General features: G+C 68.8%; 17 protein-coding genes. 8 read left to right on the top strand and 9 right to left on the bottom strand.

Annotated features, from left to right (window positions below):
* The first annotated feature begins 392 nt into the window (after positions 1-392).
* The 5 genes from IEZ19_RS28350 to IEZ19_RS28340 all read left to right on the top strand — a co-directional run bounded on the left by IEZ19_RS28350 (position 393) and on the right by IEZ19_RS28340 (position 4,212).
* Entirely contained in the window at positions 393-641 is a 249-nt protein-coding gene (locus IEZ19_RS28350; protein ID WP_189314153.1) for a hypothetical protein, read from the top strand.
* A 350-nt stretch (positions 642-991) separates the two neighbouring features.
* Entirely contained in the window at positions 992-1,123 is a 132-nt protein-coding gene (locus tag IEZ19_RS52670) for a hypothetical protein (protein ID WP_268248680.1), read from the top strand.
* Between the two features lie 127 nt (positions 1,124-1,250).
* Complete coding sequence (locus IEZ19_RS28345; RefSeq protein WP_229840892.1) at positions 1,251-1,610, top strand: methyltransferase domain-containing protein; 360 nt, start codon at positions 1,251-1,253, stop codon at positions 1,608-1,610.
* On the top strand, positions 1,510-1,842 hold the full coding sequence (locus IEZ19_RS51060; RefSeq protein ID WP_308429013.1) for a replication initiator: 333 nt from the start codon (positions 1,510-1,512) through the stop codon (positions 1,840-1,842). The genes IEZ19_RS28345 and IEZ19_RS51060 overlap by 101 nt, the downstream gene beginning before the upstream one ends.
* A gap of 291 nt (positions 1,843-2,133) precedes the next feature.
* Positions 2,134-4,212, top strand: a complete 2,079-nt coding sequence (locus tag IEZ19_RS28340; RefSeq protein ID WP_189314152.1) for a recombinase family protein — start codon at positions 2,134-2,136, stop codon at positions 4,210-4,212.
* Here the strand turns inward: IEZ19_RS28340 and IEZ19_RS52665 are convergent.
* Positions 4,179-4,310 carry a hypothetical protein gene (locus IEZ19_RS52665; protein ID WP_268248679.1) on the bottom strand — a complete coding sequence of 44 codons (132 nt, stop codon included), beginning with the start codon at positions 4,308-4,310 and terminating at the stop codon, positions 4,179-4,181. The genes IEZ19_RS28340 and IEZ19_RS52665 overlap by 34 nt on opposite strands.
* Before the next feature lie 149 nt (positions 4,311-4,459).
* On the opposite strand from IEZ19_RS52665, the gene IEZ19_RS28335 reads away from it, so the two are divergent.
* A complete protein-coding gene (locus tag IEZ19_RS28335; protein ID WP_189314151.1) occupies positions 4,460-5,083 on the top strand; it encodes a TetR/AcrR family transcriptional regulator in 624 nt (207 codons plus the stop codon).
* A 192-nt stretch (positions 5,084-5,275) separates the two neighbouring features.
* Here IEZ19_RS28335 and IEZ19_RS28330 read toward each other — a convergent pair whose 3' ends face one another.
* The 7 genes from IEZ19_RS28330 to IEZ19_RS28300 all read right to left on the bottom strand — a co-directional run bounded on the left by IEZ19_RS28330 (position 5,276) and on the right by IEZ19_RS28300 (position 12,645).
* Entirely contained in the window at positions 5,276-6,466 is a 1,191-nt protein-coding gene (locus IEZ19_RS28330; RefSeq protein ID WP_189314158.1) for a TerD family protein, read from the bottom strand.
* Positions 6,467-6,537: 71 nt separating this feature from the next.
* Positions 6,538-7,527, bottom strand: a complete 990-nt coding sequence (locus IEZ19_RS28325) for a zinc-dependent alcohol dehydrogenase family protein (RefSeq protein ID WP_189314150.1) — start codon at positions 7,525-7,527, stop codon at positions 6,538-6,540.
* A complete protein-coding gene (locus IEZ19_RS28320) occupies positions 7,524-8,378 on the bottom strand; it encodes a carbohydrate ABC transporter permease (protein WP_189314149.1) in 855 nt (284 codons plus the stop codon). Before IEZ19_RS28320 ends, IEZ19_RS28325 begins: the two co-directional genes overlap by 4 nt.
* Complete coding sequence (locus tag IEZ19_RS28315; RefSeq protein ID WP_189314148.1) at positions 8,375-9,313, bottom strand: carbohydrate ABC transporter permease; 939 nt, start codon at positions 9,311-9,313, stop codon at positions 8,375-8,377. The genes IEZ19_RS28320 and IEZ19_RS28315 overlap by 4 nt, the downstream gene beginning before the upstream one ends.
* Positions 9,310-10,680, bottom strand: coding sequence for an ABC transporter substrate-binding protein (locus IEZ19_RS28310; RefSeq protein ID WP_189314147.1), 1,371 nt, complete (start codon positions 10,678-10,680; stop codon positions 9,310-9,312). Before IEZ19_RS28310 ends, IEZ19_RS28315 begins: the two co-directional genes overlap by 4 nt.
* A 79-nt stretch (positions 10,681-10,759) precedes the next feature.
* Complete coding sequence (locus IEZ19_RS28305) at positions 10,760-11,530, bottom strand: DeoR/GlpR family DNA-binding transcription regulator (RefSeq protein WP_189314146.1); 771 nt, start codon at positions 11,528-11,530, stop codon at positions 10,760-10,762.
* 290 nt (positions 11,531-11,820) lie between these two features.
* On the bottom strand, positions 11,821-12,645 hold the full coding sequence (locus IEZ19_RS28300) for an NAD-dependent epimerase/dehydratase family protein (protein WP_189314145.1): 825 nt from the start codon (positions 12,643-12,645) through the stop codon (positions 11,821-11,823).
* A 233-nt stretch (positions 12,646-12,878) separates the two neighbouring features.
* Here IEZ19_RS28300 and IEZ19_RS28295 point away from each other — a divergent pair, with 233 nt between their 5' ends.
* Positions 12,879-13,820 carry a 5-dehydro-4-deoxyglucarate dehydratase gene (locus IEZ19_RS28295; RefSeq protein WP_189314144.1) on the top strand — a complete coding sequence of 314 codons (942 nt, stop codon included), beginning with the start codon at positions 12,879-12,881 and terminating at the stop codon, positions 13,818-13,820.
* Positions 13,817-14,980 carry a hypothetical protein gene (locus IEZ19_RS28290; RefSeq protein ID WP_189314143.1) on the top strand — a complete coding sequence of 388 codons (1,164 nt, stop codon included), beginning with the start codon at positions 13,817-13,819 and terminating at the stop codon, positions 14,978-14,980. The genes IEZ19_RS28295 and IEZ19_RS28290 overlap by 4 nt, the downstream gene beginning before the upstream one ends.
* On the opposite strand, the gene IEZ19_RS28285 is transcribed toward IEZ19_RS28290, so the two are convergent.
* A complete protein-coding gene (locus IEZ19_RS28285) occupies positions 14,917-16,149 on the bottom strand; it encodes an MFS transporter (protein ID WP_189314142.1) in 1,233 nt (410 codons plus the stop codon). The two genes, IEZ19_RS28290 and IEZ19_RS28285, sit on opposite strands and share 64 nt — an antisense overlap.
* Between the last annotated feature and the right edge of the window lie 78 nt (positions 16,150-16,227).

Raw genomic sequence — 16,227 nt, 5'->3', positions numbered from 1 at the left:
GTGCCCGCCCACAATATCTGATCATTTCGGGGCGTCTCACCCGACGATGTCAGAGAGGGGGACGGCCGAGTTCGAACAACTGGGACAGGCATCGCTTGGACGTTGCGAAGGCTCACGTCCTGCTCGGCTCCCACCAGGACGCGATGGACGAGTTGACCGGCATCAAGGCGTCGTCTCCGGAGTGGTTGAAGCATCAGTCAATGGCTCGGCGGATCATGCGGGAAATCCTTGGCAACCGGAAACGGACGCTTACTCAGGACATGCGTGAGATGGCCTCCCACCTGGGGGTTGCGGGGTAACTACCAAGCAAATTGGTAGTACTTGACGAGGCCTTGGGTAACTACCAGCGTTGCTGTCTGGAGCTGGATGGTTGCAGCTCGTAGTTTAGATGCATGGCCACGACGGAGAGAGACCAGACGGCCGTGGACCCGGAAAACTGCGCGATCGACAGCCTGGTGATGGACATCGAGACCGGCAAGATCGGCGTAGTGATGGGGCATCACGGCCCGGATCGTGTACAGCTTCGCCCTGCCCGAGGGGGGCGGGAATGGGATGCCTTCCGGGTGAGGCGGCTGACCCCACGCGAGGAACTGTCGGTTCGCAACGACATCCGGAATGCCATCTCCAGGGCAGGCCTGTGATGGGCCGTGCGGTGGGTTGGTTAGGTCGCTTCACGGGTCCTCTGCTGATCATCATGATTTCGGGCTCGTGCGGATTCGTGCTGGGCGTAGCAGCCGCATCGGGATCCACGCTCCCCTAGCTCCCGGCCCACGCCGGACATTGCATACCGACGTGTTCCCGCCACTCTCGGATTCGTTCTGATCACCACACACGTGATGGCGAATCCCTAAGACTGGCCTCGTCCGAGTTGTGTTCCCCCGTGCGCTTGGGCGAGGCCGCCCAACCCCCGTCTCGGCCGCTCTTGACGGTCGGTGGTCGAGACGGGTCAGCAAGTGCTGAGCACCATCCCTACGGAATCGAGGAGTGTCACATGCGCGATGAGTGCCCCTGGATCGTGCGCGGCGGCGAGGACGACAGCAACTCGGGCAACAAGCACGGTGGTGGAGGCAGCGAGGGCGACGACTCGGGCCACAGCGACACGAACGGCGGCTCCAGCCGGTGACTGAGCACGAATTGAGGGAGGCCAGCCTTGACGGGCTGGCTTCCCGGCTCCAAGAGACGGGCGCGCTGACCTCGGACTGCTACCGGCCTTCGCCGCCGTGCCTCGTGAACGGTTCGTGCCTGATCTGATGTGGCCGGGCCAGACCAAGGGCACCGGGCAGGGCGATGCGATCGACCGCAACGCGGACCCAGAGGCATGGTTGCGTGCGGCCTACTCGGACGTGTCCCTGACGACTCAGTGGGATGACGGCCAGCACTCGGGCACCGGTAAGGGGAGGACACCGACGTGTTCGAACTCGCAGCCGTCCATGGTCTTCTCGATGCTCTCGGCCCTCGACGTCCAGGTGACAAACCGGGTCCTGGAGATCGGCACAGGTACCGGGTGGAATGCCGCGCTGCTGGCGTCTGGGCGGCCTGGTGGAGCTGGAACGCCTCCGGATGCGTACATGGGCTCACAGTCTCGGCTACCGGGGCCACATCCTCACTAAATCCCGCCGTTACTCCACCACTTACGGCGCACTGCGTGAAGAACGGGCCGAATATCGGCGTGATGATGTAGAACCGACTGACAGTCCCGACGTCATCACAGAGTCGAACTGGCGCTATGTCGGGTCCGGTTACACCCCCGGTGAGTCGGATATCGCTGTCGGAATTGCCGAAGATCACGCTATGAGTAGCCAACTCGCCCGTGAGGCACGGGAAGAGGGGTGGTTGGCGTGACTCGGAAGCGGATCGAGCGCCGTGCGGATGGCTCCACCGTTACTGAGGTCTGGCACCCGGCGGAGTGGGGCCCGTGGAGCGGAGGCGGCTTGCCCGAATACTCTTCGGCCACTTGTCGGTCCACAGGGGCAACGCCCCGCAGAAAAGGCCTACTTGACAAATCATTTCCCCATACGTACGGGCCATTTGGGGGATAGGATGGGCAGCTAAAGAAGGGCCCCGACAGCGCGGGAACGCTGCCGGGGCTCGGCCCATCACGAGGATGGGCCTGCCAGTCACGAAGGGACTGACATGACGCATACTCTCACGACCGCGATCGACGTTGCGGACACGGCTGTGAGCGGCCCTCGGCTCCGAGCCGTTGACTATCTGCGGGTGTCGACTGAGGAGCAGGCCAAGGGCTACGGCATCGCCTACACGGGCAAGAAGACCTCGCGATACATCCAGAGGAAAGGGTGGCGCCACGTCGGAACCTATGCCGACGAAGGCGTGAGCGGGAGTCTTGAAGCGCATGAGCGCGACGACCTCAAGCGCCTAATGGAGAACGTACGTGAAGACCCTCGCCCCTTCGATGTCGTGGTGGTTGCCGAAGGTCGCGCGATCGGACGTACGGGCCGTGCATTCTGGCGCTGGGTCTGGGAGTTGAAAGACCTCGGCGTCTACGTCGCCGTAGTCAAGGGCGACTACGACAACACGACCGCTGATGGCCGCAAGAAGATGCGCAAGGACGCCGATTACGCCGAAGAAGAGCGTGAAGTGATCCGTGACAGGACACAGGGTGGGCTCCAAGAGAAAGCGGAAGAGGGCGGCTACACGGGCGGCAATGTTCCCTATGGATGGCGTATTGAGGACCAAGGGAAGAAGGGTGAGAGTCGCTTGGTCCTTGATATCCACGAGGGGGACGGATTCATCAAGGGCGAGACCATCACGCTTCGTCGAGCTCGTGCCTTGATTGCTGCTGAGGGGATGAACTGGGGTGAGGCAGCTGGACAGCTCAATTTGGAGGGGTTCCTCACTCGGTCCGACGTGCCGTGGTCTCGGGACAACCTAAAAGCTCGGCTGATGTCCCGTGCCGTACTTGAGGGGATCCAGGTCTTTCGGGACCCGCGTTCTGCGGCGTCACCCACCGGGCGGGGAACCAAGCTGGGCAGGGACGGAAAACCTATCTACGGCTCCACGGTCACGATCAAGCTGGATCAGCCCTTTACCGAAGAAGAGACGAAGGAACTCGTAAACGCTGCCAAGAAGCTTTCTAAGAGGCGCTCCCCTAAGTCTAATTCGGAGATCTATCCCCTCTCGGGCGTGATCAAGAGCCTCTGCGGAGGGCGCTACGTGGGGACTATTCAATCGGCTACCGGCGTGCGTACCTATGTCTGTTCAGGAAAGCAGGAGAAGTACGTAGGCGCGGGAACCTGCTCGTGCAGTCAGATCGACGCTGACAGGATTGAGGCCGAGGTTTGGGGGAGAGCGACCAGGATTCTGGGGGACCCTGAAGAGCTCCGGGGTCTGGCCGCTGAATCGGTTGACATGACACTCGGGGCTCAGGGAGGGCACGAGGAGCGGATTGAGGAACTTGATGGGCAGATCGCAGTGCAGCAAAAGGCCATTGCAACTGTCATGCGCTCAACGTCGCTTCAGGCCGCAGCGATGGACATGAGCGACGAGGAGATTCAGGAGCTTCTCGCTCAGGCTGTCGGGCCCCTCAGAGACGAGGTAGGGCGGCTCAAGAAGCTCCGGCAAGAGGCGGTCGACTGGCAGCGGGAAACAGAAGAAGCCGAACAGCTTGCGCGGGACATGCGTGCGCTTGCAGAGATGGCGCATGTAGAGATGCCCAACATGCCGCCGGAAAGCAAAGCGGAATTCGTCGACCTTGCCGATATCAAGGTGACAATCCTGAGCCCGGTTCCGTTGAGGAAAGCCCGCACTGAGTGCTCGGTGGGCGCCTGGTTTAAGGCTGGCGGGCTCGGCATTCCTGTTGAGGTATCCGATGAGCGGTGGGCGCAGATTGAGCCGCTTGTCAAGAAGACCGGAAGGGGCTCCGGAAAGGCTACCGACCTGCCGTTGAGGGAATGCGTTGAAGCTGTCCTGCGTAAAGCGCGTGACGCTGTCTCGTGGAATACGGCGGCGGGGAGTCTGTCCAGGGGCAACGGCCGGTCGCTGATGAAGCGCTGGCTCCGCTGGGAGGAGGACGGCAGCTGGGCGCGCGTAGTTGCTGCCCTCGAAGGGGTCGAGTCGCTACCCGTGCCCGAACCGTCGAACGAGATTCCCTTGCCTGACCTGCTGGTTGAAGGGAGGCTGGATCCGCGTCTTCTTCTGGGGCACTCCGAGGCGGATGATCAGACTCGGGCGTCGACGCCGACCATCAGGTAGGCGGTGACGATGACGAGGAGGACGGTGCCGAGCCGGGCCGGGTGCGATGGTGCGGAGAGCGTGTCATGGGTGGTGGACGGTGCGGACGGGGTGGACATGGAGTTCTCCCGTTGTGGCGTCCCCGGCACGGGCGCGAAAAAGGGCAGGACGGGACTGCCCACGGAGCATGCGACGGTAATCGGGGACTGTCTCCGTTTAGTGCTCGTCAAGATACGGAGAGAGTCCCCGGTTTGCAAGGAGTAACTGGATGACGCAGGTCAGGCCCATGCGTGCGGACGCTCGGCGGAACTATGAGCGGTTGCTCGAGGTGGCGGCGGAGGCCTTTGCCGAGCATGGGGAGAACGCGTCGCTCGACGACATCGCCAAGCGGGCCGGGGTCGGGTCCGGCACGCTGTACCGGCATTTCCCCACGCGTCAGGCGTTGCTCGAGGCCGCGTACGTGGACCGGATCGAGGCGCTGGCGGGCCGTGCCGAGGCGCTGAGCGAGGAACTGCCGCCGGACGAGGCGCTCGCGGCGTGGCTGCGTGAGCTGTGCGTCCGCACCATTCAGGTGCGCGGGATGAAGGCCCTGCTGGGCTCGGCCGTCACGGACGGCAGCACCGCCGCGCTCACGGCCTGCGCGACCTCCATGAAGGGCGCGGCGGCCCGGTTGGTCGAGGCGGCACAGGCCGAGGGGACCCTGCGGGCCGATGTCGAGGCGATCGACGTCCTGCGGCTCGCCCATGGGGTGGCGACGGCGTCGGAACTCGCCAACGGGCGCGGTGAGCAGATCGACCGGTATCTGGCGCTGCTCACGGAGGGGTTGCGGCCACCGGAGGCGAAAGCGGCTCGGGGTGCCGGGCATGGTTCCGGGCCTGCCGAGGGCCGATGAGGGCGCACCTGGCCCGGGCTGAGTGCCGGCAGACGCGGGGCACTGAGTACCGAGTGGGGTGCCGAGTGGTGGCCGACCTGGCGTGAGGGCGCGATGCCGGGCCGTGTCCCGGGCGCACAGGCGCACGGGACCGGGCACCGGTCGGGCCGGGCGCCCCCTCCGCCGAGGGCGCCCCGGTCGTCGTACCGATGGCTACAGGGCCGCCGCGCCCGGCTTCACCATGTTCCGTACCGTGCGTGCCTTGACGAAGGAGCCCAGCGCCGTCATCTCCCACTCGCCGGAGAACTGACGGACCAGCTTGGCCATCATCACGCCCGTCTGCGCCTCGGCGTTGGTGAGGTCGAAGCGGACCAGCTCCTCGCCCGTCGCGGCGTCCAGCAGGCGGCAGTACGCCTTGGGGACCTCCGTGAACTTCTGGCCGGAGAAGGAGTTCACGGTGAAGACCAGGCCCGTGACCTCCTGCGGGATCCGGCCGAGGTCGACCGCGATGACCTCGTCGTCGCCTCCGCCCTCACCCGTGAGGTTGTCGCCGGAGTGCTTGATCGCGCCGTTCAGGATGGTCAGCTTGCCGAAGTAGCAGCTGTCGATGTGGTTGCGCTGCGGGCCGTAGGCGATGACCGAGGCGTCCAGGTCGATGTCCCGGCCCTGGTACGCGGGCTCCCAGCCGAGGCCCATCTGCACCATGGACAGCAGCGGACGGCCGCCCTTGACCAGGGACACCGTCTGGTTCTTCTGGAGGCTGACCCGGCCCTTGTCCAGGTTGATCTTCCCGGTGCCGGGAGCGGGCGGCGCGGGCGGTGCCGGGGGAGCGGCGGGCGTCGGGGCCGTGACCGGGGGCTGTGCCGGTGGCGGCGGGGCGACCGGCTGGGCGGGAGCGGCGGGTGCGGCCGGTTCCTCCACCGTCACGCCGAAGTCGGTCGCGATGCCGGCCAGCCCGTTCGCATACCCCTGGCCGACCGCGCGGGCCTTCCACGCGCCGTTCCTGACGTAGATCTCCACGACCACCAGCGCCGTCTCGGTGCCGAGCTGCGGAGGAGTGAACGTGGCCAGGACGCTGTTGTCGTCCGTGCCACGGATCGTGGCCGTCGGCTCGATGCCCTGGAAGGTCTGGCCCGCCGCATCCGGGCTGGCGGTCACGACGATCTTCTCGATGCCCGGCGGGACGGCGGCGGTGTCCACCGTGATCGCGTCGGGCGCGGCACCGCCGCCGGAGCGGTACGTCACGCCCGGTCCGCTCGGCTGGTTGTAGAAGATGAAGTCGTCGTCGGAGCGCACCTTGCCGTCGGCGGTGAGCAGCAGGCCCGACACGTCGAGCCGCACCGGAGCGGCGACGTCCACCGTCACACGGGCGACCGGCAGAGGGATGTTCGAGCCAGGGGTCATAGCTGTCATGCCGGGTGAACGAACGACATGACTTTGCCGTTCCCTTACCGTCGCCATGACCCCCGATCGGCTCAGGGGACGACCACGATCTTCCGTCCCACCCCCGCCGCGAACTGCTCCAGCGCCGCCGGATAGCGCTCCAGCGGAATCCGGTCGCTGATGAAGACCTCCGGGTCGAGGACGCCGTTCGCGAACAGTTCCGCGGCCCGTTCGAAGCTGTGGAGCACCGCCATGGAACCGGTGATGGTGATCTCCTGGTTGTAGATGCGGTACGGGTCGATCGTGACCCGTGTCGCGTAGTCGGCTACGCCGAACTGCAGGAACGTGCCCGCCTTGGACACGCGGCCGAGCCCGTCCTGGATCGCCGCCGCGTTGCCCGTGGCGTCCACCACCAGGTCCCAGCCCTGCGGGCGGTCCAGCTCGTCCGCGTTCACCGCCGACGCCGTGACGCCCAGCCGGCGGGCGGTCTCCAGCCGGGCCGGGTTCACGTCCACCATGTCCACGCTGGCCGCGCCGGTGCGCTTGGCCAGTTCCAGCATCATCAGGCCCATCGTCCCGGAGCCGTAGATCAGCACATGGGCACCGAGGCGGGACCGGAGGACGTCGTAGCCGCGCACCGCGCAGGACAGGGGCTCCACCAGCGCCGCGTCCTGGGTGCGGACGTGCTCGGGCAGCTTCACGCAGTTCGCGACCGGCGCCACCGCGTACTGCGCGGCCCCGCCCGCCGTCGTCACGCCGATCGCGGCCCACCGCTCGCACAGGTTGTTGTGACCGGTACGGCAGTAACGGCACTCGAAGCAGTACAGCGAGGGGTCGACCGCAACCCGGTCGCCGACCGCGACCTCCGTGACCTGGCCGCCCACGCCGACCACCTGACCCGCGAACTCGTGCCCGGGGACGATCGGCAGCTTGGGCGCGAACTCGCCCTGGAGGATGTGCAGATCGGTGCCGCACAGCCCGCACGCCGCCACCTCGACGACCACCTCGCGAGGTCCTGGCGTCGGGTCCGGGACCTCGGTGACGACGGCGCGGCCCACGGACTCGATGACGGCGGCCTTCATTTCACGGCTCCCAACGACAGGCCCTGGACCAGCTTGTCCTGGGCGGCGAACCCCGCGGCGAGCACCGGCAGGGAGATGACGAGCGACGCGGCGCACACCTTGGCCAGGAACAGACCCTGGCTGGTGATGAAGCCGGTCAGGAAGACGGGGGCGGTCTCGGCGACCACGCCCGTGAGGACCCGGGCGAACAGCAGCTCGTTCCAGCTGAAGATGAAGCAGATCAGTGCCGTCGCGGCGATGCCGGGCAGGGCGATGGGGGCCACGACACGGGCCAGGACGGTCGGCAGCCGGGCGCCGTCCACCCGGGCCGCCTCGATCACGGCGACCGGGACCTCGGCGAGGAAGGACTGCATCATCCACACCGCGATCGGCAGGTTCATGGCGGTGTAGAGGATGACCAGGAGCCAGATGTTGTCCAGCATCCCGGCGTTCTTCGCGAAGAGGTAGATCGGCAGCAGGCCCGCCACCGCCGGCAGCATCTTCGTCGACAGGAAGAAGAACAGGACGTCGGTCCACTTCTTCACCGGGCGGATCGACAGGGCGTACGCCGCCGGGAGAGCGAGGAGCAGCACGAGGAGGGTCGAGGCCACCGACGCCACCACGGAGTTGGTCAGCGCCGGCCACGGGCTGGCCCCGCCGCCGGTGCCGAAGAACTCGCGGTAGCCGTCCAGGGTGAGGGAGGCGGCGAAGGACGGCGGGTTGGTCGCGGCGTCCGCCTCGGAGTGGAAGGACGTCAGCGCCATCCACGCGATCGGCAGGAAGAACAGGATGCCGAGCAGCCAGGCCACCAGGCCGAGGCCGGCGCCTTTGCGGCGGGTCTTCTGGGGGACTCGTTCGGCCACGGCACTCATGCGCGCGACACCTCCTCGCGGAACAGCGACGACACCACGCGCAGGGCGAAGGTCGCGATGATGATCGAGCCGATGACCACCAGGACGCCCGCGGCCGAGGCGAGGCCGTTCTCGTGGGCCTGGTAGAAGCTCTGGTAGACGGTGTAGGGGAGGTTGGCGGTGCCCAGGCCGCCGGACGTGATCGTGAAGACCGCGTCGAAGTTCTGGACGATGTAGATCGAGCCGAGCAGGGCGCCGAGTTCGAGGTAGCGGCGCAGGTGCGGCAGCGTCAGATGGACGAAGATCTGCCAGTCGCTCGCGCCGTCCACCCGGGCGGCCTCGATCTGCTGCTGGTCACGGCTCTGCAGACCGGCGAGCAGGATCAGCATCATGAACGGCGTCCACTGCCACACCAGCGAGGCCTCGACGGCGAGCAGGGGTGTGTTGGAGATCCAGTCCGGCTGTGGGCCGCCCACATAGTGCAACAACCCATTGAACAGGCCGTATTCGGGGTTGTAGAGCACATGCTTCCAGAGCAGGGCGGCGGCCACGGGGACCACCAGGAACGGGGCGATCAGCAGGGTGCGCACCACGCCCCGGCCGCGGAACCTCCGGTCCAGGAGCAGCGCGAGGATCAGGCCGAGGGCCAGGCTGACCAGGACGACGGCCACCGTGAGCAGCACGGTCGTCCACACCGAATGGCGCAGGTCCGTGTCGGTCAGCACCTGCCTGTAGTTGTCGACTCCGGTGAAGTGGCGGGCCTTGGGGTAGAGCGCGTTCCAGTCGAAGAAGGAGATCACCACCGTGGCGACGAACGGCAGCTGGGTCACGGCGATCATGAAGACGAGGGCGGGCAGCAGCGGGGCGCGGGTGGCCCAGGCACGCAGTCGGCCGGAGGGCTGTCGCATGGCGCGTACGGGGCTGGTTGCCATCGGAGCTGTGGTCGTGGCGGTCATCGTCCCTCGTACTCCTCGGAGATCTGCTCGGCGAGCTGCTGGGACTTCTTCAGGGCCGAGTCGACGGACTGACGTCCGGCGATGGCCGCGCTGATCTCCTGGGAGACCTTGGTGCCGAGGTCGGTGAACTCCGGGATGCCGACGAACTGGATGCCGGGCGCGGGGCGCGGCTGCACCCCGGGGTCGTTCGGACGGGCGTTCTCGATGGCTTCCTTGGTCATGTCCTGGAACGCGGCGGCCTCCGCGCGGTAGGCGGGGTTCGTGTACGTCGACGCGCGCTTGCCCGCCGGGACGTTGGACCAGCCGCTCGTGTCGCCGACGAGCTGCTCGTAACCCTTGCTGGACGCCCAGGACACGAACTTCCAGGCCTTGTCGGGATTGCGGGAGGCCTTCTGGATGCCCCAGGCCCAGGTGTAGAGCCAGCCGGAGGAATCGGTCTTCTCGACGGGCGCGGGCGCGTACCCGAGCTTGCCCTTGACCGGTGACTTGTCCGCCTCCAGCAGGCCGGCCGCGCTGGTGGCGTCGTACCACATGGCGACCTTGCCCTGGGTCATGCCGTTGAGGCACTCGGCGAAGCCGGACTGGGCCGCGCCCGACTCTCCGTGCTTGCGCACCAGGTCGACATAGAACTTCGTCGCCTTCTCGAACTCGGGTGAGTCCAGACGCGCCTTCCAGTCCTTGTCGAACCAGGTGCCGCCGAAGGTGTTCACCACCGTGGTGAGGGGGGCCATCGACTCGCCCCAGCCGGGCAGACCGCGCAGACAGATGCCCTTCATGCCCGGCTCGGCGCCGTCCACCTCGGCCGCGATGTCGGCGACCTGCGTCCAGGTGGGGTGCGCGGGCATCGTCAGGCCCTTCTTGGCGAGCACGTCCTTGCGGTACATCAGGAAGGACGATTCGCCGTAGAAGGGCTGGCCGTAGAGCTTGCCGTCGTCGCCGGTCAGCGACTGGCGCATCGGCTTGAGCACGTCCTGTTCGTCGTACGCGGTGTCCTGGGCGACGTAGGTGTCCATGTCGTGCAGCCAGCCGTTGCGGGCGTAGATGGGGATCTCGTAGTTGGAGAGCGTCGCCACGTCGTACTGGCCCGCCTGGTTGGCGAAGTCCTGGCTGATCTTGTCGCGGACGTCGTTCTCGGGCAGGACCGTGAAGTTGACCTTGATGCCGGTTTCCTTGGTGAAGTGGGCGGCGGTCAGCTTCTGCAGCTCGGTCATCTGGGGGTTGTTGACCATCAGCACGTTGATGGAGTCACCGCCGGAACCGGACCCGCCCGCTCCGACCCAGCAGCCGGAGAGCAACGGGGCGAGCAGCGTCCCTGCGGCGGCCATGGCGAGCGTGGCTCGCGGCCTCCGTCGGCTCTGGGTGCGCATGGATCGCTCCTGGATAAATGGGGGGATAAGGGGCGTCGCTGGGCGCGGAAAACCCCTGGTGCGTCATTGAGTTGAGTATTCAGACCCTGATGACCTGCGGCCCGAGCAGCGAGTAGCGATGGGCCTCGGTCGCCGGAAGCAGCGTGCTCGTCACGATCGTCTCCAGCGCGCCGATCTCGGCGAACCGGCAGAAGCTGACCGCTCCGAACTTGGTGTGCACGCCCGCGAACACGGTGCGCCGGGCGGCGCGGACGGCCTGCGTCTTGACCTCGCTGACCGCCGGGTCCGGGGTGGTCAGACCGTGTTCGCGGGAGATCCCGTTGGCGCCGATGTAGGCGAGGTCGACGACGAAGCCGGCGAGCATCTTCGTCGTCCAGTGGTCGACGGTGGCCAGGGTGCCGGGGCGCACCCGGCCGCCCAGGAGCAGCACCGAGACGTTCTCGGCCTCGACGAGGGCGCCCGCGACCGGCAGGGACGCGGTGACCACGGTCAGCGGCCGGTCCGTGGGCAGGGCCTCGGCGATGAGCTGGGGGGTGAAGCCCTCGTCGACGAAGACCGTCTCCGCGTCCCCGAGCAGCTCGGCCGCGGCGGCGGCGATCCGGCGCTTCTCGGGCACGTGGCTGGTGGCCCGGAACTCGAGCGTCGTCTCGAACCCGGCGCTCTCCACGGGATACGCGCCGCCGTGGGTGCGGCGCACCAGGCCGTGGTCCTCCAGGGCGCGCAGATCGCGCCGGATGGTCTCCTTGGCCACGCCCAGCTCGGCGGCGAGCGCACTGACGTCGACCGCGCCGGTGGCGCGCGCGGCCCGCACGATCTCCCGCTGGCGTTCTTCCGCCGTCCTGGTGCTCATCTTCGTCACCCGCCTCCCTGCCGGACTGCCCGTTCGGGCCCGGTGGGGCCCTTGGGGGAAGTTCTACAGCGGGTGTGCGGGGCTGACCAGGTCTGTTGCGGGCCCGATGCTGCCCGTATGTGCCCGTTCACCGAGCGGTGTGCCCGGCTCGGACCTGCGCGGCTGCACCCGGGGAGGTGGGAGCGGGCAGTGTCCGTGCCCGAATACGAGGGCGGGCGGGCCCGTTCGGTGCCCGTCCGCCCTGCTGAACGATCGTTTTCCGCCGACCGGCGGCCTCCCGGTGTGTGCCGTCAGTACGGCCAGATCGGCGGATCGTTCACGAAGTGGCCGCCCAGGTGGCTGTGGGCCGGGTTCTCGGGGTCCGGTTCCCCCTGTTCGGCGATGAGCTTCTCGGCATACGGCTCCGAGTCGTCCCGGGACTCGTAACCGAGCGCTCGCGCGGACGTCAGGTCCCACCACAGTCGCGTGTTCGCGGAGGAGCCGTAGACGACGGTGTGGCCGACGCCCTCGGCGGTCAGGGCCGCGTGGAAGAGGCGGGCGCCGTCGGCCGGGCTCATCCACACCGAGAGCATGCGCACGCTGGTCGGCTCGGGGAAGCAGGAACCGATGCGCACGGAGACGGTCTCCAGGCCGTGCTTGTCCCAGTAGAGCTGGGCGAGGTCCTCGCCGAAGGACTTGGACAGGCCGTAGAAGGTGTCCGGGCGGCGCGGGGTGTCGATCGGGATGAGCGCGCCCGGATCGAGAGGTGTGTCGCCGCGCGGGGCAGGGGTGAAGCCGATCGCGTGGTTGGAGGAGGCGAAGACGATCCGGGGCACGCCCTCCTCGCGGGCCGCCTCGTAGAGGTTGTAGGTGCCCTCGACGTTCGACTTCAGGATCTTCTCGAAGGGTGCTTCCAGGGAGATGCCCGCGAGATGGAGGACCGCGTCGGCACCCCGTACGGCCTCGCGCAGCGCCTTCTTGTCCGAGAGGTCCGCGGTGATCGCGTCCGGCTCGCCCTCGACGGGGCGCACGTCGAACAGGCGCAGGGTGTAGCCGTACTGAGGAAGCAGGGACCGCATCAAGGTGCCTAGCCCGCCGGCGGCGCCGGTGAGCAGAACGGTGCGGGGAGCGGGCATCCTCGGTCTCCTTGAGTCAACAGCCGCGTGTGTGGACAGTATTCACATTCGTGGACACGTTAAGGACTGCCGACGCACCCGGTCAAGTGTCGCGTGGAGTGCGGGAAGGAGGGGGAGAATCCGCTCCTGTGTGGGTGTGATGTCCGCTTGACCCGTCACGAGTGGGCCACGTAGCGTGGGCGTGTTCAGAAATATAGACGCCAATCATGAACGTGCACCGCCAGGGAGCGCCCGTGACGTCAGCCCCTCTCGCCGCTCGACTCCGCGGTCCCCGCGGGCCGCTGTTCTTCCCCGTCACCGCCTACGGTCCCGACGGCTCCGTGGACCTCGACGTCTACCGGGCGCATGTACGCCGCGGGGTGGAGGCGGGCGCCGCCGCCGTGTTCGCCTGCTGCGGCACCGGGGAGTTCCACGCGCTGCTGCCCGAGGAGTTCGAGGCCTGCGTCCGGGCGGCCGTCGAGGCGGCCGGGGGACGGGTGCCGGTCGTCGCGGGCGCCGGGTACGGCACCGCGCTCGCCGTCCGCTACGCACACCTCGCACAGGCCGCCGGGGCCGACGGCCTGCTCGCCATGCCGCCCTACCTCGTGATCGCCGGGCAGGAGGGCCTGCTGCGGCATTACAGGGAGGTGGCCGCGGCCACCGACCTGCCCGTGATCGTCTACCAGCGTGACAACGCGGTGTTCACCCCGCCGACCGTGGCCGAACTCGCCCGCACGGACGGGATCATCGGCTTCAAGGACGGCCTCGGCGACCTCGACCTGATGCAGCGCATCGTCAGCGCCGTACGCACCGAAGTCCCCGGCGACTTCCTCTACTTCAACGGACTGCCGACCGCCGAGCAGACCCAGCTCGCCTACCGGGCCCTCGGCATCACCCTCTACTCCTCCGCCGTGTTCTGCTTCGCGCCCGAGATCGCCCTCGCCTTCCACCGGGCTCTGCGCGAGGGCGACGAGTCCACCGCGCGCCGTCTGCTGGACGGCTTCTACCGCCCGTTCGTCGAACTTCGCGCTCAGGGCCGCGGCTACGCCGTCGCCCTCGTCAAGGCGGGCGTACGGCTGCGCGGTCTGGACGTCGGCGAGGTCCGCCCGCCGCTGCACGAGCCGAGCGAGGACCACGTCAAGCAGCTCGCCCAGATCATCGAGCGTGGATACGCCCTGATCGAGGAGGAGGCGTGAAGGCGTCGGCGTTCGTCTACCCCTGGGACGTCAACGGGGACCCCCGGGCGGCCGGGCGGATCGCCGTGCTCGGTGTCGCCCAGGTGACCCTGGCCGCCGCCTACCACTCCACGCGCGCGCTGACCCCCCGCCATCCCCGCCACCGCATCGTCACCGCCGAGCACGCGGCCGTGCTCTACCCGGCGGGCGACCGCTGGACGGGCCGCGCGATACGCCCGTACCCGGCGGGGGACTGGGCGCCCGGCGACGCGTACGGCGAGGCCGCCGAGGCGCTCGCGGCGGCCGGCCTCGAGGTGCACACCTGGGTCGTCCTCGCCCACAACTCCCGCCTGGGCGCCGAGCATCCGCGCACCTCGGTCGTCAACGCCTACGGCGACCGCTACCCCTGGGCACCCTGCATCGCCCAGCCCGCCACACGCGCGTACCTCGTCGACCTGGCCGCCGAGGCCGCCGTACGCCCCGGCGCGAAGGGCACGGAACTGGAGTCCCTCGGCTGGTACGGACTGGCCCATCTGCATGCCCACGACAAGACCGGCGGGGTCGGTCTCGGGGACGCCGGGCAGTACCTGATGTCCCTGTGCTTCTGCCCGCACTGCCGGGCGGGGTACGCGGAACACGACCTAGACGCCGACGAGTTGGCCGTCGCCGTACGCACCGCCTTGGAGCCGCTGTGGCGGGGCGCCCCCGACGACGGCGGCTGGGCCGGCGTGGAGAAGCTCCTCGGGGAGGAGACGGCCGCCGCCACGCGCGCGTGGCGCGGCACGACCGCCCGTTCACTCCAGGAGGCGGCCGTCGCCGCGGTCCGCGCCGCCGCGCCCGAAGGCTTCCAGGTGCTGCTGCACGCGGACCCGGTGTCGTACCACTGCGGTGCCAACGCGGGCGTGGAGCCCGCGCACATCCTGTCCGTCGCGGACGGTGTGGTCGTGCCCTGTGCGGGCGGTACGGGACTGCTCGCGCCCTTCGCGGAGCAGGCGAGCGTCGACGCGGTCCTGGCCGCCAACTTCACCGTGGTCTCCGGGATGGGCGGCAGCCCGGGCACCCTGGCGGCGGACGCGGACCGGGCCCGGGACCGCGGAGCCACGGAACTACGGCTGTATCACGCGGGGTTGGCGTCGGACGGCGACCTGACGGCCGTACGGGGGGCAATCGCCCGGCTCTGAGCGAGCGCGGTGGCCGTCACCAGCAGCCCCAGGCCGAACAGGACCAACAGCAGCCGGTGGTCGACCAGTTCGACCAGGCCCGCGCCGACGGCCAGACCGATCACGTTCGGCGTGAAGACCAGCGTGCTCGCCGTGGCGGCGGTACGGCCCAGCAGGGCGCTCGGTGTCTCGCGCTGCACGGCGGTGAACGCGGCGATCAGCACGCACGGCAGCCCCAGCCCGATCGCCGCACCGCACACCAGCGCCACCGGCTCGGACGGCACCGCCCGCGCGGCCACCCCGAGCGCCGTGAGCGCGATGCCGCACACCGCGAACCGCCGCTCCCCGAGCCGCCGCAGCGCGGCCCCGGAGACCAGCCCGACCGCCACGGAACCGGCGCCCTGGACTGCGTACAGCACACCGGCGTAGGCGGGGGAGCGGCCGAGGGCGTCCACGACGGCGTAGGTCGTCGTGCCGTTCAGGGCGGCGAAGAACATCGTCGCGCCGCCCGCCCGGACGAGCGCACGCAGCACGGGATGCGCCCACAGGTGGCGCACGCCCTCTCCGGTGCGCTCCTGCCAGCTGTCGGTGGGCCGCTCGGGCCGTTCCTCGTGGACGTGGACGAGGGCGCACAGCCCCGCCGCCAGCACGAAGGTGACGGCGTCCAGGAGGGCGACGGCCGCGCCGCCGTACGCCGCGTACAGGCCCGCGCCCGTCAGCGGGGCGACCAGCTTCATGCCCTCGGTGGCGGTCGTCCGCAGTCCGTTGAAGGCGCCGAGGAGGTCCGTGTCGACGGCGGCGGCGACCAGGGCCGACTCGGCGGCCTCGGCCACGACGCCGGCCGCGCCGTACCCGAGCAGGACGGCGAACAGCAGCCACAGCCCGTCCGGGGAGTCGACGGCGAACAGGCTGGGCAGGAGGGCGGCCAGGCCCAGGTTCACGGTGATCAGGAGGGGCTTGCGGCGGACGCGGTCGGCGAGCGTGCCGAGCGCCGGTCCCGCCAGGGCCGGCGCCCACATCGCGAGCAGGCACAGCGCCGCCAGCCCGTTCGAACCGGTGAGGTCCTTGACCCACACGCCCGACGCCAGCCACAGCGAGGACGTACCGAAGCCGGACACCACCACACCCGAGAGATACAGCGCCGCGTTGCGGTCCCGCAGGACGCGCGTCACCGTCCAGGAAGTCGTCATGCCTGGTCATCGTGCGGCTAAGGCGTACGGCCGCACATCGGGCAGGTGCCTCGGACGCGAGGGTCCGGACACCGCGCG

The organism is Streptomyces brasiliensis (genome assembly GCF_014647875.1).
GTDB lineage: Bacteria > Actinomycetota > Actinomycetes > Streptomycetales > Streptomycetaceae > Streptomyces > Streptomyces brasiliensis.
Note: the sequence above shows the minus strand (reverse complement) of the source record. Positions and strands in the feature narration are given on the sequence as shown.